This is a genomic window from Curtobacterium citri (assembly GCF_030362955.1).
Lineage (GTDB): Bacteria > Actinomycetota > Actinomycetes > Actinomycetales > Microbacteriaceae > Curtobacterium > Curtobacterium citri.
This window is the reverse complement of sequence record NZ_JAUCML010000002.1, coordinates 80,232-105,278: the sequence shown is the minus strand read 5'-3', so window position 1 is coordinate 105,278 and position 25,047 is coordinate 80,232. Positions and strand designations below refer to the sequence as shown.

General features: G+C 72.9%; 21 protein-coding genes. 9 read left to right on the top strand and 12 right to left on the bottom strand.

The annotated features are described in order from the left end of the window. Positions 1-18: 18 nt before the first annotated feature. Together QUG92_RS02980 and QUG92_RS02975 are read right to left on the bottom strand one after the other, a co-directional pair. Positions 19-1,623 (bottom strand): sensor histidine kinase, encoded by a 1,605-nt coding sequence (locus tag QUG92_RS02980; protein ID WP_289457614.1) that lies wholly within the window; start codon positions 1,621-1,623, stop codon positions 19-21. Further along, complete coding sequence (locus QUG92_RS02975; RefSeq protein ID WP_069711481.1) at positions 1,620-2,297, bottom strand: response regulator transcription factor; 678 nt, start codon at positions 2,295-2,297, stop codon at positions 1,620-1,622. The genes QUG92_RS02980 and QUG92_RS02975 overlap by 4 nt, the downstream gene beginning before the upstream one ends. A 263-nt stretch (positions 2,298-2,560) precedes the next feature. On the opposite strand from QUG92_RS02975, the gene QUG92_RS02970 reads away from it, so the two are divergent. Then, positions 2,561-2,923: a hypothetical protein gene (locus tag QUG92_RS02970; protein WP_289457613.1), complete on the top strand. Its 363-nt coding sequence runs from the start codon at positions 2,561-2,563 to the stop codon at positions 2,921-2,923. A gap of 112 nt (positions 2,924-3,035) precedes the next feature. On the opposite strand, the gene QUG92_RS02965 is transcribed toward QUG92_RS02970, so the two are convergent. Next, a complete protein-coding gene (locus tag QUG92_RS02965) occupies positions 3,036-4,112 on the bottom strand; it encodes an FUSC family protein (protein ID WP_069711749.1) in 1,077 nt (358 codons plus the stop codon). A gap of 80 nt (positions 4,113-4,192) precedes the next feature. Between QUG92_RS02965 and QUG92_RS02960 the strand changes: the two genes are divergently transcribed. Together QUG92_RS02960 and QUG92_RS02955 are read left to right on the top strand one after the other, a co-directional pair. Beyond that, positions 4,193-5,437 carry a phosphotransferase enzyme family protein gene (locus QUG92_RS02960; protein WP_069711479.1) on the top strand — a complete coding sequence of 415 codons (1,245 nt, stop codon included), beginning with the start codon at positions 4,193-4,195 and terminating at the stop codon, positions 5,435-5,437. A gap of 550 nt (positions 5,438-5,987) precedes the next feature. Then, entirely contained in the window at positions 5,988-8,114 is a 2,127-nt protein-coding gene (locus QUG92_RS02955; protein WP_289457612.1) for a DEAD/DEAH box helicase, read from the top strand. 121 nt (positions 8,115-8,235) lie between these two features. On the opposite strand, the gene QUG92_RS02950 is transcribed toward QUG92_RS02955, so the two are convergent. Further along, a complete protein-coding gene (locus QUG92_RS02950; RefSeq protein WP_022902366.1) occupies positions 8,236-8,508 on the bottom strand; it encodes a mycoredoxin in 273 nt (90 codons plus the stop codon). A 59-nt stretch (positions 8,509-8,567) separates the two neighbouring features. Between QUG92_RS02950 and QUG92_RS02945 the strand changes: the two genes are divergently transcribed. After that, complete coding sequence (locus QUG92_RS02945) at positions 8,568-10,100, top strand: CYTH domain-containing protein (protein ID WP_289457611.1); 1,533 nt, start codon at positions 8,568-8,570, stop codon at positions 10,098-10,100. Positions 10,101-10,148: 48 nt separating this feature from the next. On the opposite strand, the gene QUG92_RS02940 is transcribed toward QUG92_RS02945, so the two are convergent. Together QUG92_RS02940 and QUG92_RS02935 are read right to left on the bottom strand one after the other, a co-directional pair. Continuing rightward, a complete protein-coding gene (locus tag QUG92_RS02940; protein WP_289457610.1) occupies positions 10,149-12,320 on the bottom strand; it encodes a S9 family peptidase in 2,172 nt (723 codons plus the stop codon). Then, entirely contained in the window at positions 12,317-13,429 is a 1,113-nt protein-coding gene (locus QUG92_RS02935; RefSeq protein WP_289457609.1) for a Fic family protein, read from the bottom strand. The genes QUG92_RS02940 and QUG92_RS02935 overlap by 4 nt, the downstream gene beginning before the upstream one ends. Positions 13,430-13,697: 268 nt before the next feature. On the opposite strand from QUG92_RS02935, the gene QUG92_RS02930 reads away from it, so the two are divergent. Continuing rightward, entirely contained in the window at positions 13,698-14,897 is a 1,200-nt protein-coding gene (locus QUG92_RS02930) for an amidohydrolase (protein WP_289457608.1), read from the top strand. Positions 14,898-14,963: 66 nt separating this feature from the next. On the opposite strand, the gene QUG92_RS02925 is transcribed toward QUG92_RS02930, so the two are convergent. Together QUG92_RS02925 and QUG92_RS02920 are read right to left on the bottom strand one after the other, a co-directional pair. Beyond that, on the bottom strand, positions 14,964-15,854 hold the full coding sequence (locus QUG92_RS02925; RefSeq protein ID WP_289457607.1) for an aminodeoxychorismate lyase: 891 nt from the start codon (positions 15,852-15,854) through the stop codon (positions 14,964-14,966). Between the two features lie 34 nt (positions 15,855-15,888). Beyond that, positions 15,889-16,239, bottom strand: a complete 351-nt coding sequence (locus QUG92_RS02920) for a tryptophan synthase subunit alpha (RefSeq protein ID WP_289457606.1) — start codon at positions 16,237-16,239, stop codon at positions 15,889-15,891. 64 nt (positions 16,240-16,303) lie between these two features. Here QUG92_RS02920 and QUG92_RS02915 point away from each other — a divergent pair, with 64 nt between their 5' ends. After that, the gene (locus QUG92_RS02915; RefSeq protein ID WP_182047204.1) at positions 16,304-16,810 is read left to right on the top strand and encodes an 8-oxo-dGTP diphosphatase; all 507 of its coding nucleotides are present in this window, start codon (positions 16,304-16,306) and stop codon (positions 16,808-16,810) included. Between the two features lie 57 nt (positions 16,811-16,867). On the opposite strand, the gene QUG92_RS02910 is transcribed toward QUG92_RS02915, so the two are convergent. The 3 genes from QUG92_RS02910 to QUG92_RS02900 all read right to left on the bottom strand — a co-directional run bounded on the left by QUG92_RS02910 (position 16,868) and on the right by QUG92_RS02900 (position 20,530). Continuing rightward, on the bottom strand, positions 16,868-17,155 hold the full coding sequence (locus tag QUG92_RS02910; RefSeq protein WP_182047203.1) for a hypothetical protein: 288 nt from the start codon (positions 17,153-17,155) through the stop codon (positions 16,868-16,870). Between the two features lie 29 nt (positions 17,156-17,184). Continuing rightward, a complete protein-coding gene (locus QUG92_RS02905) occupies positions 17,185-18,579 on the bottom strand; it encodes an ABC transporter permease (protein ID WP_289457605.1) in 1,395 nt (464 codons plus the stop codon). A gap of 262 nt (positions 18,580-18,841) precedes the next feature. Next, on the bottom strand, positions 18,842-20,530 hold the full coding sequence (locus QUG92_RS02900; protein ID WP_289457604.1) for a cation:proton antiporter: 1,689 nt from the start codon (positions 20,528-20,530) through the stop codon (positions 18,842-18,844). A 116-nt stretch (positions 20,531-20,646) separates the two neighbouring features. On the opposite strand from QUG92_RS02900, the gene QUG92_RS02895 reads away from it, so the two are divergent. From QUG92_RS02895 to QUG92_RS02885, 3 genes are all read left to right on the top strand, one after another. Continuing rightward, a complete protein-coding gene (locus QUG92_RS02895; protein WP_083263701.1) occupies positions 20,647-21,903 on the top strand; it encodes an inorganic phosphate transporter in 1,257 nt (418 codons plus the stop codon). Further along, the gene (locus tag QUG92_RS02890) at positions 21,903-22,199 is read left to right on the top strand and encodes a hypothetical protein (protein ID WP_182047200.1); all 297 of its coding nucleotides are present in this window, start codon (positions 21,903-21,905) and stop codon (positions 22,197-22,199) included. The genes QUG92_RS02895 and QUG92_RS02890 overlap by 1 nt, the downstream gene beginning before the upstream one ends. Before the next feature lie 126 nt (positions 22,200-22,325). Further along, positions 22,326-23,795: an aspartate ammonia-lyase gene (locus QUG92_RS02885; RefSeq protein WP_182047199.1), complete on the top strand. Its 1,470-nt coding sequence runs from the start codon at positions 22,326-22,328 to the stop codon at positions 23,793-23,795. 54 nt (positions 23,796-23,849) lie between these two features. On the opposite strand, the gene QUG92_RS02880 is transcribed toward QUG92_RS02885, so the two are convergent. Beyond that, positions 23,850-24,935: a YihY/virulence factor BrkB family protein gene (locus QUG92_RS02880; RefSeq protein ID WP_182047198.1), complete on the bottom strand. Its 1,086-nt coding sequence runs from the start codon at positions 24,933-24,935 to the stop codon at positions 23,850-23,852. Positions 24,936-25,047 lie beyond the last annotated feature (112 nt).

Here is a 25,047-nt window from a genome sequence, read left to right as displayed (position 1 = left end):
ACGGTGCGCGGGTGCCGGTCAGGCGGTGGTCTGCGGAGGCACCACGGGCACCCGGACGGTGACCTCGAGCCCGCCGGAACGCACGTTGCGGAGGGAGGCCGTGCCTCCCGACCGTTCCGCGATGGCGCGCACGATCGCGAGCCCGAGGCCGGAGCCGCCCGGCAGCGGGACCCCGCCCGTCGCCGGGTCCGGGTCGCGGCGTGACGTCCGCGCCTCGTCGGGGCGCGTGAACCGGTCGAAGGCGACCGGGATGAACGACTCCGGCACCCCGGGGCCGTCGTCGGTGACCTGCAGGACGCCCTCGGCCCCCTCGACGTGCCAGGACACGAACACGCCACCCCCGCGGGGGAGTGCCGCGACCGCGTTGCTCGCGGTGTTCGTCACGAGCTGCGCCATGCCGCCGGTGTCCAACCGGAAGCGCGGCTCGCCGGCGTCCGTCCCGACGCCACCGGGGACCACGCCGTCGGAGCGGTCCGACGACGCGTCCGAGCGCGGGGCCGCGACCGGTGCACCGTGCGGCTCGGAGGAACCGGCCGGGCTCGTGGGTCCGGGCGGCTCGAGGTCGAAGTCCACCGTGATGTCCTTCGCCGACGCGATGAGCCGCACGCGGTCGACGGCGGCCATGACCTCGTCACCGAGGTCGCTCCACGTGGTCGTCGGCTGCGGGCCGCCGTCCTGTTCGCGTCGCTCCGAGTCCTCGATCCTGGAGAGCGTCAGCAGGTCGTTCGCGAGTCGGGACAGCCGGGCCACACTGCGCTTGGCGCGGTCGATGTGGGCCGCGAGCGCCGCGGCGTCGTCGCCGTCGAGTGACGCGAGGTCGAGCTGCGTGGTGAGGATGGCGAGCGGGGTGCGGAGCTCGTGGCTGGCGTCCGACACCATCTGTCGTTCGCGCTCGGTGGCCTGCCGCGTCCGGGCGAGGAAGGCGTTCAGCGTGGTGGCGAGCGAGGCGAGCTCGTCCTGGGCCGGACCGACCGGGAGCTCGGCTCGCTCGGGGGCGACCGAGAGCCGCTCGGCCTCGCGGCGCATCCGGTTCACCGGGCGCAAGGCGGCAGTGGCGAGGATCCACGAGGCGACACCGAAGGCGATGAGGATCGCGAGTCCGGTGAGCGACAGGGTGGTGGTGAGGTCGTCGACGACGATCGCCTCGGCCTGGGAGTTGCGGGCGGCGACGACCGTCCAGCGGCCGGCCTGGTTGACCGGGTGCTCGATGACCACGCGGTACTCGGAGCCGGACACGTCGAGGACCGAGGCACCGGCCTGGGTGCTGGTCAGGCTGCCGAGGGCGCGCTCGACCCGGGGCGGCATCGTCGACAGGCGGATCTGTCCCGACGGGGCGACGACGGCGACGAGCTGGGCGTTGCCGGGTGCGGACAGGTCGGGATCGCTGTCCACCTCGAGCGTCGCCACGTACGGGTCGACGTCGGCGTCGAGGAGCGTCCTCGTGGCGCTCGCGACGACGCTGACGACCTGGAAGCGCATGACGAGCACGAGCAGGACGATGACGACCGCCGCGATCGCGGTCGAACCGATCGTGATCCGCGAGCGGAGCGACAGGTTCCGCAGCGGACGGGGCAGCCCGTGTCGGGGTCCGGGACTCCCGGGGGTCGGCGCCGTTTCGGTCACGCCCCGAGCAGGTCGAGGCGGTACCCGCGACCCCGCACGGTCGAGATCGCGACGGTCGCCTCGTGCGACGTCAGCTTCTTGCGGAGGTACGAGATGTACTGCTCAACGACGTTCGGGTCGACGTGCTGCGAGCCGTCCCAGACCTCCTCGAGGATCTTCGGGCGGTCGACGACGGAGCCGACGGAGCGGGCGAGGAGCCGCAGGAGCGCGAACTCGGTCGGGCTCACGGCGACGCGCTGCCCCTTGATGGAGATGCGGCGGGCCTCGGAGTCGATCGCGACGTCGCCGACCTCGATCGTGCGCTGGCCGGCGGTCGACTCACGGCGACCGAGGGCGCGGAGCCGGGCGGTGAGCTCGGCGAAGGCGAAGGGCTTCGTCAGGTAGTCGTCGGCGCCGGCGTCGAGGCCGAACACCCGGTCGTCCACGGCGTCGCGCGCGGTCACGAGCAGGATGCGGACCGGGTCCTCGCGCTCGCGGATGCGTCGCGCGAGCTCGAAGCCGGACATGCCGGGCATCATGACGTCGACCACCGCGAGGTCGAAGGCCTGCTCGCCGAGGGCGATGAGCGCCTCGACCCCGTTCTCGACCGCGGTGACGCGGTACCCCTCTGCTGCGAGTCCCCGCTCCATGAGCGCACGCATCTCGTCGTCGTCCTCGACCACCAACAGGCGCATGATCGACCTCCTCGGACCCCATCGTGGCAGGGAACGGGCGGTTCGGGGCCATCCGACCTCCGAAGTCGCTGAATCTCGTCTCAGTGACCCCGTGGGCACCGGGCTGCAGAGCGGCGCCCGGACGACGGGCCCGCCTTGCCGGTGTCACCCGGCCGGGGGCAGGACGATGCGTCCCGTGGAGTGGGGAGTGATACCGAGCGGTACTCGTTGCTAGGCTCCGGACCGGACGCGGCGTACCCGACGCGGTGTCCGTGGGGGGAACCGTGCACGACCGATCAGACCACGCCGACACGCCAGCGCAGCACCACCCGGCGGTCGCGCGCCTGCTGGCCGAGCTCGACGCCGCGCGCGTCGGCATCGTCGTCCTCGACGAGCTCGACGCCCCGCGACGTGAGCGTGTCGTCGCCGAGCTCCGCACCGCGGTGCCGGACCTGGCGAGCCGGGCCGCGCACGAGGCCGGAGCGGAGCACGTCGTCGCGAGCATCCGTGCCGTGGCCGACCGCGCTCCGGACGGTGTCGGACCGGTCAGCGGTGCCGGGACCGGGCTGTGGGAGGACATCGTGCACACGGCGGTCGAGGCAGCCCGGGCGGTCGGACGTCCGGAGCCCGTCACCCTGGTCCGCTGACCGCAGCGACGCAGCGACGCAGCGCTCCAGCGCTCCAGCGACCCGGCGCCCCGGCAACCCGGCGACCCGGCGACCCGGCGACCCGGCGACCCGGCGGAGCGTCCTGCCGCCGTCAGTCGTCCTCGCCGAGCAGCTCCTCGCGCACGCGGCGGATGTCCTCGAGCAGCGCCCCGATGAGCACCCAGTGCCGCGAGTTGGGTCGGACGACCGCGAGCGGCGCCGTGAGCGCCGGCTCCACCGAGTCCGTGTCGTCCCGCTCCGCGCCCACGAAGCCGTCGTGCTCCGCGTGGTGCAGCCGCGTCGCCTCGACCCGTGCGCTCAGCGCCCGGACGTCCGCTCCGATCCGGGCGACCTCGGTCGCGATGCTGCCGACGACGGGGTCCGAGCGCAGGTCCGGCGCGGTGTTGTCGCGGACGGCGCGCGTCATGCCGGTCACCCGCGTCACGAGGACCCGCAGGTGTTCGGCGACGGCGACGTCCCGCTCGAGGATCGTCCGGTGCCGACCGCCCCGCGGGTTCATCGTCAGCGACTCGCCGGCGGCGGTGAGTGAGGCCTCGGCGCGGGCGTGCTGCTGCCGGAGCGCCCGGGCCTGCAGGAGAGCCTCGTGCCACCGGTCGGCGTCCCACCCCTCGGTGAGCCCGATCGCGATCCGTTCGAACGCGGCCGCGGTGTCGCGGGCGAGTCGGGCGACCGCCAGGTGAGCCGGTTCGAGGAGCACGGGCGGCACGACGACCGCGTTGACCACGAGCGCGACGACCGCGCCGATCACCGTCTCGAGGATGCGGTCCGCCGAGTAGTTCGGCGTGACGACGCCCGCGGTGAGCACGAGCATGCCGCTGATGCCCACCTGGGTCGCCGACGTCGGGGTCAGTCGGAGCGCCCAGCTGAGCAGGATCGCGAGCACGATGACGACGAGCACGACCCAGACGGCGTCGCCGAACAGCAGGTGGAACCCGGTGGCCAGCACGACGCCGAGCACGACCCCGGCGCTCCGCTCCAACCCCTTCACGAAGGACTGGTTGATGCTCGGCTGCACGACGAGCAGCGCCGCGATCGCGGCGAAGGTCGGGAACGGTCCGTCGACGAGCACCCGGCAGAGCAGCACCGCCGCGACCACCGCCACCGCGGTCTTCACGACCTGCAGGAACGGCGTGCGGCTGGAACTGCGGAGGCGCGCGACCGGGTTCACGACGACCACGCTAGCCACGAGCCGCACGCCGAGCCGTGCACGATGGCGACGAAAGCACGTCCGCACGGTTGACTGGTCCCGTGTGGCCCAACCATGAGCGCGTCATCCCGCAGGCCTTCGCCGGCTCCGGGACCTCGGTGGTCGCCGCACGCGCGCACTCCGTCGAACCGTCGGGCAACGGCTACCTCTACGGGTACGAGGTCGACACCGTGGACCGGGCCGGCCAGCGCGCCACCGTCCTGACCTACGTCGACACCGGCGGCGCCCACGACCAGAACAGCGCCATCGTCACCGATCCCGCGACCGGCGAGCCCGTGTCCGTGTGGGCGTACCCGAACGACCCCGGCCTGCCCGTGCTGCCGCAGGTCACCTACCGTGACGCCGTGGCCGAGCTCCTGGCCGGCCTCGGCATGCCCGTCACCGACCCGGTGCTCTCCGTCGCGGCCTACCGCCCGGGCAAGCGGGCGGTCGTCCGCGTCGACGCCCCGGAGCGCACCCTCTTCCTCAAGATCGTGCGACCGCACCGGGTCGCACCGATCGTCGAGTCCCACGAGCAGTTCACCGCCGCCGGGCTGCCGGTGCCGCGGGTGCTGTCGAGCCGCGGGGACGGCCTGCTCGTGCTCGAGCGGATCCGCGGGGTGCCGGCCGGCAGCCGCATCACCGAGATCGCCGACGACCCGCGCTTCGTCGCCTCGCTCGCGGCGCTCACCGGGCGGATCGCGACCGTGCCGATGACGCAGCAGGCACGCGCCGACGCGATGGACCACGCCGACTGGCACCGTCGCACGCTGGTCACCGCGCTGCCGCAGGACGCCGCCGAGATCGACGCGCTCTACGACGCGATCGGCCGCCGCTCGGTCGGCTGGGGGAGCGCGACGAAGCAGGTCGTGCACGGGGACCTGCACCTCGAGCAGGTCTTCGTCGACGAGGACGAGCCGTGGCGCATCTCGGGCCTGCTCGACATCGACACCGCCGGGTGGGGCTTCCCGGTCCGCGACATCGGCGCCGTGGTGGCGCACCTCGTCGTCACGGGACTCTGGCACCGGTCGCGCGGCGACGCCGAGCGCGGTGCGGCCGCGGAGCGCCTCGCCGACGCCGTGGCGCGCGACTGGGTCGCACGGAACCCCGGCGAAGCGGACCGCATCGGTCCGGCGATCGGCGCGCAGCTCCTCGCACACGCGGGCGGACAGGCGACGACCGGTTCGGCGAACGGGATCGAGACCGCGCAGCACCTGCTGACGGCGACGCGGGCGGCGCTCGCCGAGGCGTCGCCGGTCGTGCCGTCGGACGGCACGCTCCGCCCGCGGTCCGCGCCGCAGGCCTGACCGCACCGCCCCCGCACCGCCGCGTCCAGTCGGGCGTGCGCCGCGTCCCGTCGGGCGTGCACCGCGTCGGACGGGAGGCACGCGGAGGCGTCGACCCGTGCCTCCCGTCCGACGCCCGGTCACCGTCGAGAGCCGCCCGCGCGACCGCGCACCGGGGCCGGTCGACGACCGCGACGCGCGCGGGTCCCGTGGACTCGCCTCCGTCGGTCGTCGGGGAGTAAACTGTGCCTGCACGCACCGTGTCGTCACGTGCCGCGTCGATTCCGGACGCGACAGTCGGTCGCTTGACCGACGTGGGGACCGGATCCGTGGATGCCCGACGGGCACCACGTGCGTGCGACGGCGCCGGATCCCGGCGCGGACCGTCGTGCCGGACACCCTCGGGGTGCGGGCGCGGGGCGGACCGCGGGACTCCACCGGACGTCCTGTGACGGGACCGGCGAACGAGCGGGCCAGGGTGGCCCGTGGGCCGGAGCCGCGCCAGGCGCCGGTCGATGACTTCCCGCCGAGACGGCGGCTCGCCCGGACACGGGCGGAACAAGGAGGAGCGTTGGCTCGATCAGGCACCCGGCGAGCAGCCGGCGGGACGCGGACCGCGTCGCGCCGCACCCGGCCGCTCGACAACGACGGCGTCATCCCCGTCCTCGCCCGCGCCGTGCGCGAGGTCGAGGCGGCGGCGCAACGTGGACCGCTCAAGGCGTCGAACCGGTCGAAGTTCCAGGCCGTCGCGCTGCTCATGCGCGAGGAGCGTGCGCGGGTCAAGGCCGACCCGGAGCTCTCCGACGCGCAGCGCGCCGAGCAGCTCAAGCGGCTCGACGGGGTCGCGACGATCCTGGCGAAGACCGCGGCGCGCGACACGAGCGTCATCCAGCTGCTCACCGAGGAGGCCTCGGTCGGCGAGGCGACCCGGACCGCGAAGCGCGACATGATGATCGCCGGCGGCATGGAGCTGCAGCCGGAGGACCTCGTGATCGCCGCCGAGCCGTCGCCGGTCGTCGAGACGCCGGTGCGCTCGGTGCTGCCACAGGCGGTCGTGCAGCGCCAGCTCGCGAACCCGTTCCTCGCGCCGGACTTCGCCCTCGCCGACCAGCCGGTCGCGCACCCGCGGCGCCTGGCGAACTGGGAGCTGTTCGGTCCGCTCTTCAAGTCGTTCGAGTACGGCGCCGGCGGGGGAGCGGCCTCGATGCCGCTGCCCGAGCCGTCGTCGCTGCACTCGCGGTCCGGCACCACGCTCATGAAGCACCAGGCGGAGCTCGTGGCGGCCGCCTCCCAGGGGCACCGCTCGTTCCTGCTCGCCGACGAACCGGGCCTCGGTAAGACCGCGCAGTCCCTGCTCGCCGCCGACGCCGCGAACGCGTTCCCGCTGCTCGTCGTCGTGCCGAACGTCGTGAAGACGAACTGGGCGCGCGAGGCCGCCCGCTGGGTGCCGAACCGGACCGCGACCGTCATCCACGGCGACGGTGACGACCTGGACGGCTTCGCCGACATCGTCATCGTGAACTACGAGATCCTCGACCGGCACGCCGGCTGGCTCGGGAACTTCGGGTTCCGCGGCATGGTCGTCGACGAGGCGCACTTCATCAAGAACAAGGAGTCGCAGCGCTCCCGGTTCGTGCTGCAGCTCGCCGAGAAGATCCGCTCGCGGGTGTCGTCGCCGCTGCTCATGGCGCTGACCGGGACGCCGCTCATCAACTCCGTCGAGGACTTCCGCACCATCTGGGAGTTCCTCGGCTGGATCGACGACAAGAAGCCGCGCGCGAAGCTCATGAACGAGCTCGAGGAGATCGGGCTCACCCCGGCCGACCCCGGGTTCTTCGTCGAGGCGCGCAAGGCCGTCATCGACCAGGGCATCGTCCGCCGCCGCAAGGTGGACGTCGCCGCGGACATCCCCGCCCGCCGCATCGCCGACATCCCGGTCGAGCTCGACGGGGAAGAGGGCCGGTCGATCCGTGACGCCGAGCGCGAGCTCACCGCGAAGCTCGTGCGCCGCTACCACCAGGCGCTCGACGGCCGCACCGGGCAGGACCCGGTCGTCGGCATCGACCACAAGCTCGTCCGCCAGGTCGCGCGGTGGGAGCTCGAGGACCAGGACGCCTCGTCGACCGGCGAGAACGTGTTCTCGATGGTCCGACGCATCGGTCGCGCGAAGGCGCAGCTCGCGGCGGACTACGCGGCGCAGCTCGCCTCGAACGTCGGCAAGGTCGTGTTCTTCGCGAAGCACCTCGACGTGATGGACCAGGCCGAGGAGGTCTTCGCCCGTCGGCACCTGAAGACCGCCACGATCCGCGGCGACCAGACGCCGGCGCAGCGCACGGCCGAGATCGACTCGTTCGTGAACGACCCCGACGTGGCCGTCATCGTCTGCTCGCTCACCGCGGCGGGCGTCGGCCTCAACCTGCAGGTGGCGTCCAACGTCGTGCTCGCCGAGCTGTCCTGGACGAGCGCCGAGCAGACCCAGGCGATCGACCGCGTGCACCGCATCGGGCAGGAGGAGCCGGTCACCGCGTGGCGCATCATCGCCGCCCAGACGATCGACACCAAGATCGCCGAGCTCATCGACTCGAAGGCGTCCCTGGCCGCCCGCGCGCTCGACGGCTCGGACGAGGAGGTCGCCGACTCGGGCGACATCCAGCTCGACGCGATGGTGGCGCTGCTCGAGGACGCGCTGGCGCGCTGACGCGGGGCGCTGGCGCCTCACACGCGGTGTCGAACCACGAAACCGACATTGAACCCGGGCTCACGCCTGGTTCGATGTCGGTTTCGTGGTTCGTCAGGGCCAGCCGGCCCCGCGCTGCGCCTCAGACGCGCGACTGCACCTCGGCCAACGAGGGGTTCGTCGCCGTGCTCCCGTCCGGGAACACCAGCGTCGGCACGGTCTGGTTGCCGCCGTTCACCTCGGCGACGAGCTCGGCCGTCCCCGGGGTCTGCTCGATGTCGACCTCGCGGAAGGGGACACCGGCCTTCGTCATCTGGTTCTTCAGCCGGGCGCAGTAGCCGCACCAGCTCGTGGTGAACATCGTGACGCCGCCGGCCTCGGGCACGAACGCGTCGCGGGTGATCGTCTCGCTCATGTCCACAGGCTAACCCCGCCGGTTCGGGGAACCCCGGACGCCCTGGTAGACAGGAGCGTGTGACGGACACCCACCTCGAGATCGAGCGCACCTACGACCTGCCCGAGGGCGACGACCTCCCCGACCTGGTCGGGATCGGCAGCATCGCCCGCACCGAGCACGAGGAACCGTTCGTCCTCGACGCCACCTACTGGGACACCGAGCGGTACGACCTCGTGGCGTCCCGTGTCACCGTCCGGCGCCGGACGGGCGGCCACGACGCCGGTTGGCACATCAAGCGCTCGGCGTCGGACACCGTCCGCCACGAGCAGCACTTCCCCCTGACCGAGGACGCCGACACCGTGCCGGACGAGGTCCTCGGCGCGCTCTTCACCGAGCGGCGCGGACGCGGCCTGCGCCCCGTCGTGCGCATCACGACCACGCGGACGGTCACCCGGCTGCTCGACGAGGACGACGAGCAGGTCGCCGAGCTCGCGGACGACGCCGTCGTCGCGCAGCGCCTCGATGACGCGGCACCGGCGGCCCCCCGGACGTGGCGCGAGGTCGAGGTCGAGACGGTCGGCGACGTCGACGAACAGGTCGCGCACGAGCTCTTCGCCTCGCTCGACGGACGGTTCGCCGCCGTCGGTGCCGCGCCGGCAGCGGTCGCGTCGAAGCTGGCGCGGGGGCTCGAGGGTGCGCCGGCGGCCCGCCTCCGCACCGCCGACAAGCCCGAGAAGGGCACCGCGGCCCGTGCGCTCACGAAGCGGTTGCGCAAGCTGCGGACGGCACTCCTCGGCCAGGAGGCCGTGCTCCGCGCCGGCGGGTCGGCCGACCTCCGCGGGACGGCCCGGACCGCCCTCGGCATCGCCGCCGTCCTGTCGGCCTACCGTCCGGCGTTCCCCGACACCGCCGCGGCCGACCGCGCCGCCGAGGCGGCGGACGCCCTGGCGGCCGTCACCGCCCGTGCCGCGCTTGCAGAGCACCTCGTGGAGCGCCTGCCCTACGCGTCGTCACCGGCCCAGGACCTGCTCGTCGACGCCATGACCCGCGAGCGGATCCTCGCTGCGACCCGGGAGCGCCGCTCCGTCGCGGTGGGCGAGGTCACGGCCTTCCTGCACGGCGAGCCGTACCTCGAGCTGCTCGACGCCCTCGACGACGCGGTCGAACGGCCCGCACCGACCGCGTGGGCGCTGCGGTCGCCGAAGCACGTGGCGCAGGACGTGTCGGCGATCGAGAAGCCGCGCGTCCGTGAACTCGTGCGACAGGCCGTCGCGGACGACGACGAGAGCGTCGGACTCGTCGACCGCGAGGCCTCGGAGCGCACCGCGACCGAGGAGGCCTGGCGCGCGGCCACCCGGGCCCGCGCGGCGATGGACGTGCTCGGCGACGACGCCTTCCCGCACGCGCTGTGGACGCGCACCGGGGACGCGGCCGACGTGCTGACCGAGCGGGTGCGCTCGTTGCACGCGCTCGACGTCCTGCGGGTGCACGCGGGGATCGCCGAGCGCGGAGGGGAGGGGACGTTCGGGTACGGCGTGCTCGCGGGTGACCGCGTCCGCCTGGCCGAGGAGTCCTACGACCAGGCGGTGCACGCGCTCAACCGCGTCTGAGTGGCCGGGCCGGGACGCGTCGTCCTGGCCCGGCCCGGCCCGCGGTCCTCAGCCGGCGGCGATCGGCCGGGCGGCCGCCGCCGCCGGGTTGACGTCGGCGAGGCCGAGCACGTCGAGCAGCCAGGCCAGCTCGAACGCCCGCTCCCGCCACGAGTCGTAGCGGCCGCTCACGCCGCCGTGCCCAGCGGCCATCTCGGTCTTGAGCAGCACCGGGGCACCGACCTCGCGGAGCCTGGCGGTCCACTTCGCCGGCTCGACGTAGAGCACCCGTGTGTCGTTGATGGACGTGACCGCGAGGATCCGCGGGTACTGCACGCCCTCACGGACGTTCTCGTACGGCGAGTACTCGCTCATGTACCGGTAGACCTCGGGGTCGTGGAGCGGGTCGCCCCACTCGTCCCACTCGATCACCGTCAGGGGCAGGTCCGGGTCGAGGATGCTCGTCAGCGCGTCGACGAACGGCACCGCGGCGAGGATGCCCGCGAAGCGTTCCGGCGCCAGGTTCGCCACGGCGCCCATGAGCAGGCCGCCGGCGCTGCCGCCCTCGGCCACCAGCCGGTCGGCGCTCGTGCGACCGGACTCGACGAGGTGCTCGGCGACCGCCACGAAGTCGGTGAAGGTGTTCTTCTTGGTGAGGGTCTTGCCGTCCTCGTACCAGTGCCGCCCCATCTCGCCACCGCCGCGCACGTGTGCCACCGCGAAGACGACCCCGCGGTCGAGCATCGACAGGCGCATCACGCTGAAGCCCGGGTCGATCGAGTGCTCGTACGAGCCGTACCCGTACAGGTGCAGGGGTGCCGGCTCGTCGGCGTCCACGGCGTCCCGCCGCCACACGAGCGAGATCGGCACCTTCGTGCCGTCGGGCGCGGTCGCCCAGTCCCGCTCCTGAACGTAGTCGTCCGGGTCGTAGCCGCCGAGGACCGGCTGGCGCTTCAGGACCGTCACCTCGCCGGTGGCCAGGTCCAGGTCGCTCACCTCGGACGGGGTGACGAACGAGGTGTACCCGATGCGGAGGGTCGGCTGGTCCCACTCGGGGTTGCCGCCGAGTCCGGCCGAGAAGAGCGCCTCGTCGAAGGGGACCTCGTGGGCGTCGCCGTACCCGTCGCCCTCGATCGGGATGATCGCGACGCGGGGGAGCGCCTCCGACCGGTACTCGAGCGCGAGGTGTCCGGCGAAGGCGTCCACGGACTCGATCCGGCGCTCGGGGTGGTGCGCGACGACCACGCGGCGGTCGTGCTCGTCGGTCGGGTCGTCGGCGGGCACGTCGACGAGCTCGAAGTTCTCGGCACCGTCGTTGTGCAGCACCAGGAAGCGGTCGCTCCCGCCCACGATGGCGTGCTCGATCTCGTACTCGACGCCCTCGCGCCGCGGCCACACGACGCGGAACTCGCCGGTCGGGTCGGCGGCGTCGAGCACCAGGGCCTCGGACGTGATCTTCGAGCCGAGCTCGATGACGATGTACTGCGACGACCGGGTGACCCCGACGCCGACCCAGTACCGGTCGTCCGGCTCCTCGAAGACCACCACGTCGTCCGCCGCGGCGGTGCCGACGGTGTGCCGCCAGATACGGTCCGGACGCCAGGACTCGTCGACGGTCGGGTAGAACACGAATCGTCCGGACGGGTCGAAGGTCGCACCGGCGCCGGTGTTCGGGATCTCGTCGCCGAGCTCGGTGCCGTCGGTGAGGTCGCGAACGTGCAGCGTGTACCGCTCGTCGCCCTCGACGTCGACGCCGTACACGAGCCGCGTGCCGTCGTCGCTGATGTCGTAGCTGCCGAGCGAGAAGAAGTCGTGGCCCTCGGCGAGGGCGTTGCCGTCGAGGACGACCTCCTCGCCCGGCAGGGCCGCGCCGTCCTCGTCGACGGCGGGCGGGGTCCAGTCGTCCGGACCCGCGATCGGGGCGCGGCAGTGCACGCCGTACTGACTACCCTCGGCCGTGCGGGTGAAGTACCACCAGCCGCCCGTCCGGACCGGCACGGAGAGGTCCGTCTCCTGCACGCGGTCCTTCACCTCGGCGAAGATCCGGTCCCGCAGGGCGTCCAGGTGCCCGGTCTGCGCGTCGGTGTACGCGTTCTCGGCCTCGAGGTACGCCAGGGTGTCCGGTGACTCCTTGTCCCGGAGCCACTCGTAGTCGTCGACGAAGTCGATGCCGTGGTGGGTCCGCGTGACGGGCCGCTTGGCGGCGGTCGGCGGGGTGACCTGGACGTGCTCGCTGCTCACCCCGCCACCCTACGTGCACGGGCCTCGACGCCGTCCCGCACGCGCTCGGTGAACGCGTCGAGCTCGGCCACCACGGCGGGGGCGACCCAGGCGCGCCGGGAGCGGCGGGTCGTGACCGGGCGGAGCACCCCGGCGCGACAGAGGTCGGCGACCGTGTCGTCGAGCACGGCAGGTGGCAGGTCCGCGCGAGGGTCCTCGAGCAGGTCCGCGGCGTGCTCCTCGGTCAGCACGGCGTCCTGCTCGAGTGCGCGCCCCAGGACCGCGTGCGGGCCGGTCGCGCACGTGGTCGCCGCACGGTCACGCGCGACCTCGTCGAGGAGCAGGCCGGTGACGACCCCCTCGTCGGACACCGTCCCGACCGCGATCGCCAGGTCGCGCACCCACCCGTCGACCGCCCCGTCGCGGTACCGGGCCAGGTGGGCGAAGTACCGGTCGCGTTCGGCGACCAGGACGGTGGCGACCGGTGCACTGACCGTCCGGGTACAGCCCCGTCGGCGCAGCACCGCGGCCACGAGCGCACGCCCCGTCCGCCCGTTGCCGTCGGTGAACGGGTGGATCGACTCGAACTGGGCGTGCGCGATCGCCGCCTGTGCCACGGGGTGCAGGTCGTCGCGCTCGAGGAACGCGAACAGGTCGGCCATGAGCGCCGGCACGAGCTCGGGCGGGGGCGGCACGTGGTCGGCGTCCCGCGGGGTGCGGCCGCCGCCGATCCAGTTCTGCACCGCGCGGTAGCGGCCGGCGTACCGGCCGTCGACCGGGTCGTGCCGCATGAGCCGGCGGTGCGCGTCGAGCAGCGTCGTCTCGTCGAGTCGGTCGTCGCCCGCGTCCGCGACGAGGCGCTCGAGCGCGTCACCGGCGTGCACCATCGCCGAGGCGCTCGGGTTCGCCCGTGACCCGACGAGGGCCCGCGCGACGTCGTCGACCCCGGCGGACTCGTGCTCGATTCGCGAGGTCGCCACGGCGTCGGTCCGGGCGAGCAGCCGGTGCAGCGGGCCGGCGCCGTCCGTGCGGTCCAGGGCGGACAGGGCGTCGAGACTCCGGTCGAGCAGTGCCTCGGTGCCCTCGTCGGGTTCCCACCGGGCACCCGCGATCGAGGGCGGGACGGACACCCGCACGGTCGTGGTCGTCCGGGTGGCTCGGTCGCCCCGGACACTGCTCCGCCACGGGCGGTCCTCGGTCCGGTGCGCCGGCCATGCAGGGGGTGCTGCGGACGAGCGGGAACGGCGACGGGCGTGGGTCACGGCACCTCCTGGGTCGTGGTCGTCCCCGGACGGTACGACTCGGCAGCCCACGGGCGCCAACGATCCGCATGTCGCATGCAGACCCGCGATCCGCGATCCGCGTGGCGCCTGCCCGCAGCGGACGTAGCGTGGTGGCATGACCAACTCCTTCGTCGTCACCGGTGCCCACGTCGTCCCCGTCACCGCCCCCGCGTTCGACGGCGGCGCCGTCGTCGTCGAGGACGGCCGCGTCACCGCGGTCGGCCCCGACGTGACCCCGCCGCCCGGGCTGCCCGTCGTCGACGCCGCGGGCGCCTGGCTCGTCCCCGGCTTCGTCGAGGCGCACGGCCACGTCGGCATCCACGAGGAGGCGAACGGCTGGGCGGGCAACGACACGAACGAGATGACGGACCCGAACACGGCCGCCGTCCGGGCGATCGACGCCGTCGACATCGACGACGAGGGCTTCCGCGACGCCCTGTCCGGCGGCATCACGAGCATCGTGGTGAAGCCCGGCTCCGGCAACCCGATCGGCGGACAGACCGTCGCGATCAAGACCTGGGGCGGGCGCACGATCGACGAGCAGCTCATCTCCGACGCGGTCAGCGTGAAGAGCGCCCTCGGCGAGAACCCGAAGCGCGTGTACGGCGAGAAGGGCAAGACCCCCTCGACGCGCCTCGGTGTCGCGAAGGTCATCCGCGAGGCCTTCGTCGCCGCGCAGGACTACCGTGCCGCCCGCGACGCCGCCGCCGCGAAGGGGGAGCCCTTCACCCGCGACCTGACGAAGGAGACGCTCGTCCGCGTGCTCGACGGCGAGCTCGCCTGGGACCAGCACGTGCACCGGCACGACGACATCGCGACCGCGCTGCGCCTCGCCGACGAGTTCGGCTACCGGCTCGTCGTCAACCACGGCACCGAGGCGCACAAGATCGCCGACCTGCTCGCCGAGCGCGACGTCCCGGTCATCTACGGCCCGCTGTTCACGAGCCGCTCGAAGGTGGAGCTGCGCGACCGCGGGATCCCGAACCTCGCGCGGCTCGCCGCCGCGGGGGTGCGCGTCGCGATCACCACCGACGCACCGGTCGTCCCGATCAACATGCTCGTCGACCAGGCCACCGCCGCCGTCAAGGAGGGCCTGCCGTGGCAGACCGCCCTCGAGGCGCTCACCGTGAACCCGGCGGACTTCCTCGGCTTCGGCGACCGCGTCGGTCGCATCGAGCCGGGCTTCGACGCCGACCTGGTGCTCTGGGACGGCGACCCGCTGGCGGCGACCAGTCGCGCGACGCGCGTCTGGATCGACGGCGCGTCCGTCTACCAGTGGGCCGACGGGACGGGCGTCACCACCCCGCGCTGGTGACCCGACGACGGCCTGGAGGCGTCCGGCGAGCCCGCCACGCGCCTCCAGGCCGTCCCGGGGTACCGGCTACTGCTCGCGGGAGAGCAGGAAGTCGTTGATCCGCTCGGTCATCGGCAGGTCCATCCCGCGCGCGACACCGTTCACCGAGCGGATCGGCGCGGCCTGGCGGACGCTCGACAGCAGCCAGAGCGCGTCCGCCGCCTCGAGGTCGGCGAGCGTCAGGAGCTCGTACGACGTCGCGATGCCCTCCGCCTCGGCGAAGCGGAAGACGTCGGCCTGCGTCGTGCCGGCGAGGATGCCGATGTCCGTGCGCGGCGTGACGAGGCGCCCCCCGATCGAGGCGACGAGGTTCGCGCGGGTGCCCTCGAGGACGTAGCCGTCCGTCGAGACGAACAGCGCGTCGTCGGCCCCGCGCCGCTCGGCCTCGCGCAGTGCCGCCATGTTCACGGCGTACGACAGTGTCTTGGCACCCTGCAGCAGCCACGGCGAGGTGCGCTCGACGTCGTGCCGGTAGCCGCGGTCGAGCGTCACGACCGCGATGCCCTCGGTGCGGGCGGGGGTCTGGTCGCCCGACGGTGCCGCGTACACCCAGCCCGTCGGACGCCCGGAGCCCTCGACGCCACGGGTCATGACGGTCTTCGCGAACGCCTCGTGCACCGGGTCGAGTCGGGCGCAGACGGCCTCGATGGCCTGCCGCCACGCGTCGACGTCCGGCTCCGGCAGGTCGAGCATCGCGGCGCTCCGGACGAACCGTGCCAGGTGCGGCTCGAGCGCCTGCGGTCGGCCGTCGACGACCGTGATCGTCTCGAAGACGCCGTCGCCGCGGATCGCGCCGAGGTCCTGCACCTGGAGGTGCTCCTCGAGCGGTTCCACCCAGGTGTACGCGTCGGCCGAGGGGTCGTGCGGGTCGGCGTGCCGCGAGGGCTGGTTGAGGACGGCGAGGACGGTGTCGGTCATGCCCCCATCCAACCGCAGCCGGCGTCCGTGCGGGTCAGCCGGGCCCGGGCAGTGCGCCCATGAGCTTCCACACCGCGGGCGTCAGCTCCGGGTGCAGCAGGGCGATGCGGCGCAGGCGGTGGTACTCCTCGCCGAGCTCGGTGCCCTGCCCGGACGCCGGGTGCCCGGCCCAGTGCGCGCTCCGCTGCCCGATCGCGGCGTCGAGCTCGACCGCCTCGGCCCGGAGGATGAGCACGACCTGCTCGTCGACGGTCGGCAGCGTCGGCATGAACTCCCACGGGTCCTCGCCCGCGCGGCTCCGGTGCTCGACGAGCACCGCGATCTCCTCGGCGGCCTCGGCGCGCAGCACTTCGAGGCTGCGCCCGGTCCTGCGGGGCTCAGCCATGGTGCCCCCGCAGCACGCGTGCCATGAGGAGAGCGTACGACAGATCGTCCGACAGACTGGACGCGTGACCGAGCGCGACGAGAGCAAGTCCCAGCACGCCCCGGTGGTCGTCGTCTACCTGCTGCGCGACGGCGTCGCGGGGCCGGAGGTGCTGCTCGGCGAGAAGCGTCGTGGCCTGGGGACCGGGCGGCTCGTCGGCCCCGGTGGGAAGCGGGAGCCGGGCGAGCCGCCGGTGGCGGCCGCCGTGCGGGAGGTCCGGGAGGAGGTCGGCCTGCGGCTCGACCCCACCGACCTGGAGGCGCGTGGCACGTTGGACTACCGGTTCCCGTACCGCCCGTCCTGGTCCCAGGTCTCGGACGTGTTCGTCTGCCGCCGCTGGCAGGGGAGCCCGACGGGCAGCGACGAGCTGGAGCCGCGGTGGATCCCCGTCGACGCGGTGCCGTACGACGCGATGTGGGACGACGCGCGCTACTGGCTGCCCGGCGTGCTCGCCGGGGGGACGGTGGACGCGCGGTTCACCTTCGCCGCGGACGACGCGACGGTGTCGGGCTTCAGCGGTCGCGGGGTCTGACCCGGCGCCCGTTCAGCCCGACGGGCGCGTCCGGGACACGGCCGGTGCGGTCGCGGCTCAGCGCGACGCGTGCGTCCGGGTGCTGCCGGTCCGGGCCTCCTCGGCCGCCGCGAGGACGTCGGCGTCCCCGCTCCGACCACCGAGCGGGCGGACGAAGAAGTCGACGATCCCGACGACGATCGCACCGATGACCGCGAACATCGCCCACCCCACGAAGAGGCCGGCGGTGTTCCGCCCGTCCGCGGGCGCCAGCAGCACGCTCGCGGCGTACAGCACGGCCGCGAGCACGAGGAACACGACGACCACGGTGACGAGCGTGCGGTGCCAGACGGTGCGGGAGTCCATCCGGCCAGGATACGCCGGGTCGGACGCGCTCAGCGGTCCGCGTGCCGCCCGTGCGCCCGCTCCGCGGTGCGGGCGACCTCCGTGCGCGGTGCCTCCGGTCGCGCGACCGGGCGGGTGCGTGGACCGTTCCCCGCTCCGGGCGTCCGCGCCGGACCGGGTCGGTCCGCCGACCGCACCACGGGGATGCGACCGGTCTGCGGCGCCTGCCCCTCGAGCCCGTCGCGGGCACCGGTGAAGACGTCACCGCCCACGCGTTCGTCCTGCCAGTCCTCGTCGCGCAGGACGCTCAGCGTGCCCGTCTCGGTCGACGTCAGACCGTGCCGCTCGAGCTCGGCGTCGCGCTGGCGGCCGAGGAACTCCCGGTTCGCGGTCTGCGCGTCCTGGAACATCGTCGTGCGGTTCCCGACGATCGCCGCGATGCGCCGGCGCTCCCACCACGCCTTGCCGAAGAACATCAGCACGAGGCCCGCCGCGGCGTAGCAGGCCATCGTGACGAGACCGCGGCCGAACCCGGGGCCGACGCCGTAGATCTCGTGCTTGATCATGTCGACCATGCTCGAGCCGACCACGACGTGGTTGAGCCACGCGAAGGGCTCGGGCATGAACCACTTCGGGTACGCGCCGCCGGACGACGGCATCGAGAGGAAGACGAAGCAGATCATCGCGGGTGCGGCGATGAACCGGCCGACGAAGTAGCTCAGGCCGTTGACCGCGAGCCCGATCGCCACGATCCACCCCCAGGCGATGAGGACGAGCTCGACCCAGTGTCCGTGGATCGCCCCGAGCACGGGCCCGGCGAGCGTGTTCGTGATGAGCGAGATGACGAGGCCGCCGACGACGATGACCGCCATGCGGACGCGGTGGCGGAGCGGGCCGCCCATGATGCCGATGAACATCGCGACCATGTAGCCGCCGATGCACCAGGCGAGCATGACGTACATCGCGACGGTGCCGTACTCGTCGTACGCGGGCAGGGGCGCGAGCTCGGTGATCGTCGGTGCGGCGACGCCGATGCCCGTCAGCACGCCGGACAGCGTCGCGGGGACGAGCGAGGCGACCTGGAACTGGTGGGCGCTGGCCTTGAAGACCTCGTTCGTCGAGGGGTCGTAGGCGACGGCCATCGTGCCCGCGAGCACGTCCCGCTTCGCCTGCGCGAGCGAGTCGACCACGTGGAAGACGTACTCACCGGGCAGGGCCTTGTCGACGGCGGCGACGAGCGTGGGGTCGCTCCCGACGAGTGCGACCGGGACGTCGTGCGGGTGCGGGGCGTGGAAGGCGAAGACGTAGCAGAGGCAGAAGCCGACGATGAAGAACAGCGGCATCCAGAGCTGCAGGCCGATCAGCTGCAGCGAGGGGTGGAGCGTGCCGTACCAGCGGCGGTACCGGCTGATGTGCTGCGGCTCCGGCACGGGGGCCTGGCGCACGCGGGAGCGGCCGCCCGCGCTGGTCCGGCTGCCGGCGACCGGGGCACCCCGGCGGGGCTTCGAGCCGCCGCGGGTCGAGGGCCGGGTCTGCCGCTGCCTGGGGGCGGCGGTCTGCCGCGGCGCTCCGTCTCGTTCCGGGAGGTCGGTGTTCCTGGGGACGTCGTTCCGCGGCTCGCTCACTCGGCGCTCTGCTCCTCTTCCTGGGATCGGAGCGCCACGATACGCCCGGTCCGCTCACGGTGCGCCGAGAGCGGGACGCCGGTCAGGAACGACTGCGGGAGGCCTGCGCCGAGTCCATCGCGAGCTCCTCGGCGTCGAGCGTCACGAGCACGCGGCGCATGACCTCCTCGTCGAGGTTGCCCTTCTCGCGCTCCTCGAGCACGATCTCCCGCCGCCGGTCGAGCAGCTCGCGCCGGATGTCCTGGATCTGCGCCCCGCGGAGGCGCATCGGGGCGTTGCGCTCCTCGTCCTCCTCTTCCTCCGCGTCGCGGCGGAAGGTCTCGGCCTGCCGCTCGAGCCGGGCCTTCAGCCGGTTCACCACGCTGTCGACCGCCTGGTGCCCGTACTGCTGGGCCCAGGCCGGACGCCGGCGCTCGAGCAGCGCGATCGCGGCCTCGGTCGTGCGCTGGTTGAGGCGCATCTCGCTCCGGACGTCCTCCTCGCCCTCCGCCGGGTCCTGCACCCTGAGCGCGCGGATGACGAAGGGGAGCGTGAGGCCCTGCAGCAGGAGCGTGCCGACCGTGACGACGAACGCGATGATGAAGATCGTGTCCTGTGCCTTGATCTCCACGGGGTCGGCGACGACGGCCACCGCGGCGGCGAGCGTGACCACGCCGCGCATGCCGGTCCACGAGATGACGGTCAGCTCCCGCCAGTTCAGCTTCGGTTCGGCCGTGCCGCGGAGCCAGCGGAGCGACCGGTGCCCCCGGGACAGCCGGACCCGCAGGGGTCTGAGCCACAGCCGGTTCAACCGGTTGCGCGCGTACGACTCGAAGACGAAGAGGGGCCGGACGAGGATCACGACGGCGAGCACGACCGCGGCGGCGGTGAGCGTCTGCGTCAGGCTGCGGTCGCTCTCGAGGAGGTCCTGGACGACGGTCTTCAGCTGCAGCCCGATGAGGGCGAAGACGAACCCCTCGAGGATGACGTCGATGCTCGTCCAGAGCGGGCGTTCCTGCAGCCGGGTCGCGTAGCCCTCCTTCGGCGAGTTGTAGCCGATGTAGAGCCCCGCGGTGACGACCGCGATGACCCCGGAGCCGGACAGGTGCTCGGCGAGGACGTAGGCGACGAACGGCAGCAGGATGCTCATGATCGTCTCGACGACCGGATCGTTGATGCGCATCCGGATCCAGTGCACCGCGACGCCGAGGACGATGCCGACCACCAGGCCGACGCCGATCGCGAGCCCGAAGATGCCGAGGTCCTGCCAGATCGTCAGCGACGTGCCCGCGGCGATGAGCGTGAACACCCTGACCAGGGTCAGCGACGCCGCGTCGTTGATGAGGCTCTCGCCGGACAGCACCGTCATCACGCGGCGGGGGAGGCCGAGCTTGCGCCCGATCGCGGCGGCGGACACGGCGTCCGGCGGCGCGACCACGGCGCCGAGCAGGATCGCGGCCGGCCAGTCCATGTCGGGGATGAGGACGTACGCCGCGAGTCCGACCGCCGCCGCCGTGACGATCACGAGGAAGATGCCGAGGCGACGGATCTGCTTGATCGACTGCCGGAAGCTCTGCCACGAGACGTCGAGGGCCGCCGAGTAGAGCAGCGGCGGCAGGACCACGGTGAGGATGACCTCGGAGTCGATCTCGATCTCGGGCAGTCCGGGGAGGAACGACACCGCCAGCGCCACGGCCGTGACGAGCAGCGGTGCGGGGAGCCCCTTGGCGCGCGCGAAGCCGGTCACCGCGAGCGAACCGATCAGCAGGATGAGGAGTTCCGCGGTGTCCATGGGGTCCATCCTCCCATCCGGGTCGTTCCGATCCTGAACGATCCCGCAGGCCTGGTGAACAACGGGTGAACGGCAGGGTTTGTGCTCAGCGGTCCTGCCTGGGACACTTGCCCGCGGTGGACATCACACTCATAGTCGTCCTGGTCATCGCGTTGGCCCTCTTCTTCGACTTCACAAACGGATTTCACGACACCGCCAACGCGATGGCGACGCCGATCGCCACCGGTGCCATGAAGCCCAAGGTGGCCGTCACGGTCGCCGCGGTGCTCAACCTGGTCGGTGCGTTCCTCAGCACCGCCGTCGCGACGTCGATCTCGCACGGCCTCATCAACGAGGGACCCGGTGGGGTGGCGATCACCCCCGAGATGATCTTCGCGGGACTCATCGGCGCGGTCGTGTGGAACATGATCACGTGGCTGCGCGGCCTGCCGTCGTCGTCCTCGCACGCGCTGTTCGGCGGGCTCATCGGCGCCGCGATCGTCGGCGCCGGCTTCGACTCGGTCAACTACGCCGCGCTGCTGACGGTCGTCATCATCCCGGCCTTCCTGTCGCCGGTGATCGCCGCGCTGGTGTCGTTGCTCGCGACGCGCATCGCCTACCGGGTCACCCGCCGTCCGGTGTTCCCGAACGAGCGCGGCGGGTTCCGCATCGGCCAGGTCTTCACGAGCTCGATGGTGTCGCTCGCGCACGGCACGAACGACGCGCAGAAGACCATGGGCGTCATCACCCTGACCCTGATCGCCTCGGGCGCGCAGTCGGCTGACCAGGGCGTCCAGTTCTGGGTCGTCGTGGCGTGCGCCCTCGCGATCGCCCTCGGTACCTACACCGGCGGGTGGCGCATCATCCGGACGCTCGGGTCGGGCATCACCGAGATCCGCGCCACGCAGGGCTTCGCGGCCGAGGCGTCGACCGCCGCGACCATCCTGGCGTCGAGCCACCTCGGCTTCGCCCTGTCGACGACCCAGGTCTCCTCGGGCTCGATCATCGGCGCCGGTCTCGGCCGCCGTGGGTCGAAGATCCAGTGGTCGACCGCGGGCAAGATCGTCATCGCCTGGTTCATCACGCTGCCGGCCGCCGCGGCCGTCGGGGCCGTCGCGTCGGGCATCGCCCGGCTCGGCATCGGGGGCCTCGTGATCGACGCGGTCGTCGGTGCCGCCGTGATCCTGGGGCTGTACCTCTGGTCGCTCCGGAAGCCCCACGAGCAGGCCTCGGCCATCGAGGTCGACGTCGCCGCGAACGCGGTCTTCACCCGCAAGGAGCTGCGCGACCTGCAGCGCAAGAAGCGCGCGGCCCGGGTCGCCGAGCGTCGAGCCGAGCTCAGCCGCGAGCGCACCCTGCGCCGCATGGCCGGACGCAACGGAGGACGCCGCTGATGGGTATCGACTGGTTCGCGTTCCTCACCGTCGCGATCGTCGCGGTCGTCGCCGCGTGCTTCGTGGTGCTCGTCTACTCGATCGGCCTCCGCCTCTGGAGCGCCGCCGACACCCGCGCCGGTAAGTACACCGTGAAGGACGACGGCACGGTCGGCCCGGCCACGGCCGGCTTCCCCCAGCCCGGGAGGGTCCAGTCCGGCGTCCGGGCGTTCCGCGCGCTCGCCGTCGCGTGCTTCGCCCTCTCCGGTCTCGCCGTGCTCTACGGGATCTACCTGATCGTCCCGCAGTTCCACTGACGGACGTCACCACCTGACGGACGGGAGGCCCGTGGCGACGCCGCCACGGGCCTTCCGTCCGTCCACCGGTCACCACGCGCGCCGACCTGCCGGACCGCACCGACCGGACGGGCTAGCCTCGGCAGGGTGACCGGCAACGAAGCACGCACCCGCACCGAGACCGACTCGCTGGGGACCCTCGAGGTCCCGGCCGACGCCTACTGGGGCATCAACACCCTGCGGGCCCTCGAGAACTTCCCGATCACCTCGGTGCCGATCGCGGTGTACCCGGACCTGATCGAGGCCCTCGCGACCGTCAAGCAGGCCGCGGCACGCGCCAACAAGGCGATCGGCGTGCTCGACCCCGAACGGGCCGACGCGATCGACCGAGCCGCGCAGGAGGTCCGCGACGGGGCGCTCCGCGAGCAGTTCGTGGTCGACATCGTGCAGGGCGGTGCCGGCACCTCGACGAACATGAACACGAACGAGGTGCTCGCCAACCGCGCCCTCGAGATCCTCGGGCGCGAGAAGGGCGACTACGCGTACCTGCACCCGATCGACCACGTGAACCGCAGCCAGTCGACGAACGACACCTACCCGACGAGCATCAAGCTGGCGATGATCCTCGGGGTGCGGCGGCTCACCGAGCAGCTCGAACTGCTCTCCGACGCCTTCGCCGAGCGCGGTCGGGCGTTCCAGGACGTCCTGAAGATCGGACGGACCCAGCTGCAGGACGCGGTGCCGATGACCCTCGGGCAGGAGTTCACCGGGTTCGCGCACACGATCCAGGAGGACGTCCTGCTGCTCCGGACCGTGACGCCGCTGCTCGCCGAGACGAACCTCGGTGCGACGGCCATCGGCACCGGCATCACCGCGGACCCGCAGTACCGCGACGAGGTCCGTCGGCAGCTGCAGGTCGCCAGCGGGCTCGACATCGTCACGGCACCGGACCTCATCGAGGCCACGAGCGACGCCGGTGCGTTCATGACCCTGTCCGGCACGGTGAAGCGCAGCGCCGCGAAGCTCTCGAAGATCTGCAACGACCTGCGCCTGCTCGCGTCCGGTCCGCAGGCCGGGCTCGGCGAGATCACGCTGCCCGCGCGACAGGCGGGGTCGTCGATCATGCCGGGCAAGGTCAACCCGGTGATCCCGGAGGTGGTGAACCAGATCGCGTTCGCCGTCGCCGGTGCCGACACGACCGTGACGATGGCGGCCGAGGGCGGGCAGCTCCAGCTCAACGCCTTCGAGCCGATCATCGCCCACTCGATCCTGCAGTCACTGCAGTGGATGGCCAGCGGGTGCGCGACGCTGCGGGTGCACTGCGTGACCGGGATCGAGGCGAACGAGGCCAAGCTCGCGGCGCAGGTCGACACCAACGTCGGCGTCGTGACGGCCCTGACGCCCTACATCGGGTACGCGGCCGCCGCGTCGATCGCGCACACGGCGCTGACGACCTCGACGCCGATCGCGACGCTCGTGACGGCGGCGGGGCTCATGGACGAGGACCAGGTGCACCGCGTCCTGTCGCCGGCGCGGCTGTCGGGCATCGAGCTCGCGACGGGCGCGATCCCGGTTGTCACCGAGGAGATGCTGGACGAGGCCGCTCGCGAGCGCTGACGGCGAGCGCCGGCGGCGAGCGCTGACGGCGAGCGCCGGCGGCAGCGCCGCGCCCTACGGCAGCGGGCGCTCGCCGACGCGGACCTGCTGCGACAGCTCGCGCAGGCGCTCGGCCTCGAGGTCGGGTTCGTCGTCCTCCGCGGCCCGCTCGAGCGCGGCGGTGCGGACGTCCTGCGCCGCGCGGACGTCCTGGTCCCGCCACCGGGCGAGCGTGAAGTTCCGCGTGACGTCGCGGAGCGGGAGCCGGATCGTCTCGTCGGCCTCGATGCCCGCGAGCAGCTGCCGCAGCCGGATCACCTCGGAGTCGAGCTCCCCGCCGACCACGAGCACGAAGTTCGAGATGTACAGGTAGACGAGCAGCAGGATCGCGCCGCCCAGCCAGCCGTACGCACGGTTCCCGCCGCTGCCGACCGTCTCGACCCAGACCGAGAAGCCGACGGTCGCCAGCGCCCAGGTCAGGATCGCGAAGGCCGCCCCGGCCGACACCCACCGCAGCCGCGGGGTCTTGACGTTCGGCGTCGCGGTGTAGAGCACCGCGACCATCACGACGAGGACGACCGCGAGCACCGGCCACTTCGCCACGTTCCACAGGTCGTCGATCCAGGGCGCCCACCCGAGCTGCCGCACGATCGCGGCCGAGACCGTCGGGGTGCCGAGCAGGATGACGATCGCGATCGCCCCGCCCACCATCACGAGCAGCGTGACGAGGAGCATCATGCTGCGGAACTTCCAGATCCGGCGGCCCTCCTCGACCTCGTACGCCGTGTTCATCGCGCGACCGAACGCCGTCGCGTACCCGGAGAGCGACCAGAGCGTCAGCACGAGCCCGATCGAGAAGCCCACCCACGGGTCGTCGAGCGTCAGGAGCTGCCGGAGCGGCCCTTCGAGGTGCTGCGCGGTCTCCGGTCGGACGATGAAGCCGAGCACCTCGACGATGTCGTTCACGCTGTCGCCCTGTCGGTCGACGACGGACAGGGCGGACACGACCGCGAGCGCCGCCGGGAACGCCGTGAGCAGCGCGAAGAACGTCAGCGACGCGGCGGCGTCGACGACCCGGTGCCGGATCACCGAGTGGTAGGTGCGCCGGACGACCGCGCGGACACCGGTCCGCTGCAGGTCGCGCGAGGCGCTGTCGGGCATGGAGTGAACGGTACCGGACCCGCTCCACGAGACTCGGCCCGGCGGACACTTCCGCGGCGTCCGCGCGCGAGTCTCGTCCGCCGGGGCGAGTCTCGTCCTCTCGCCCGGGGCG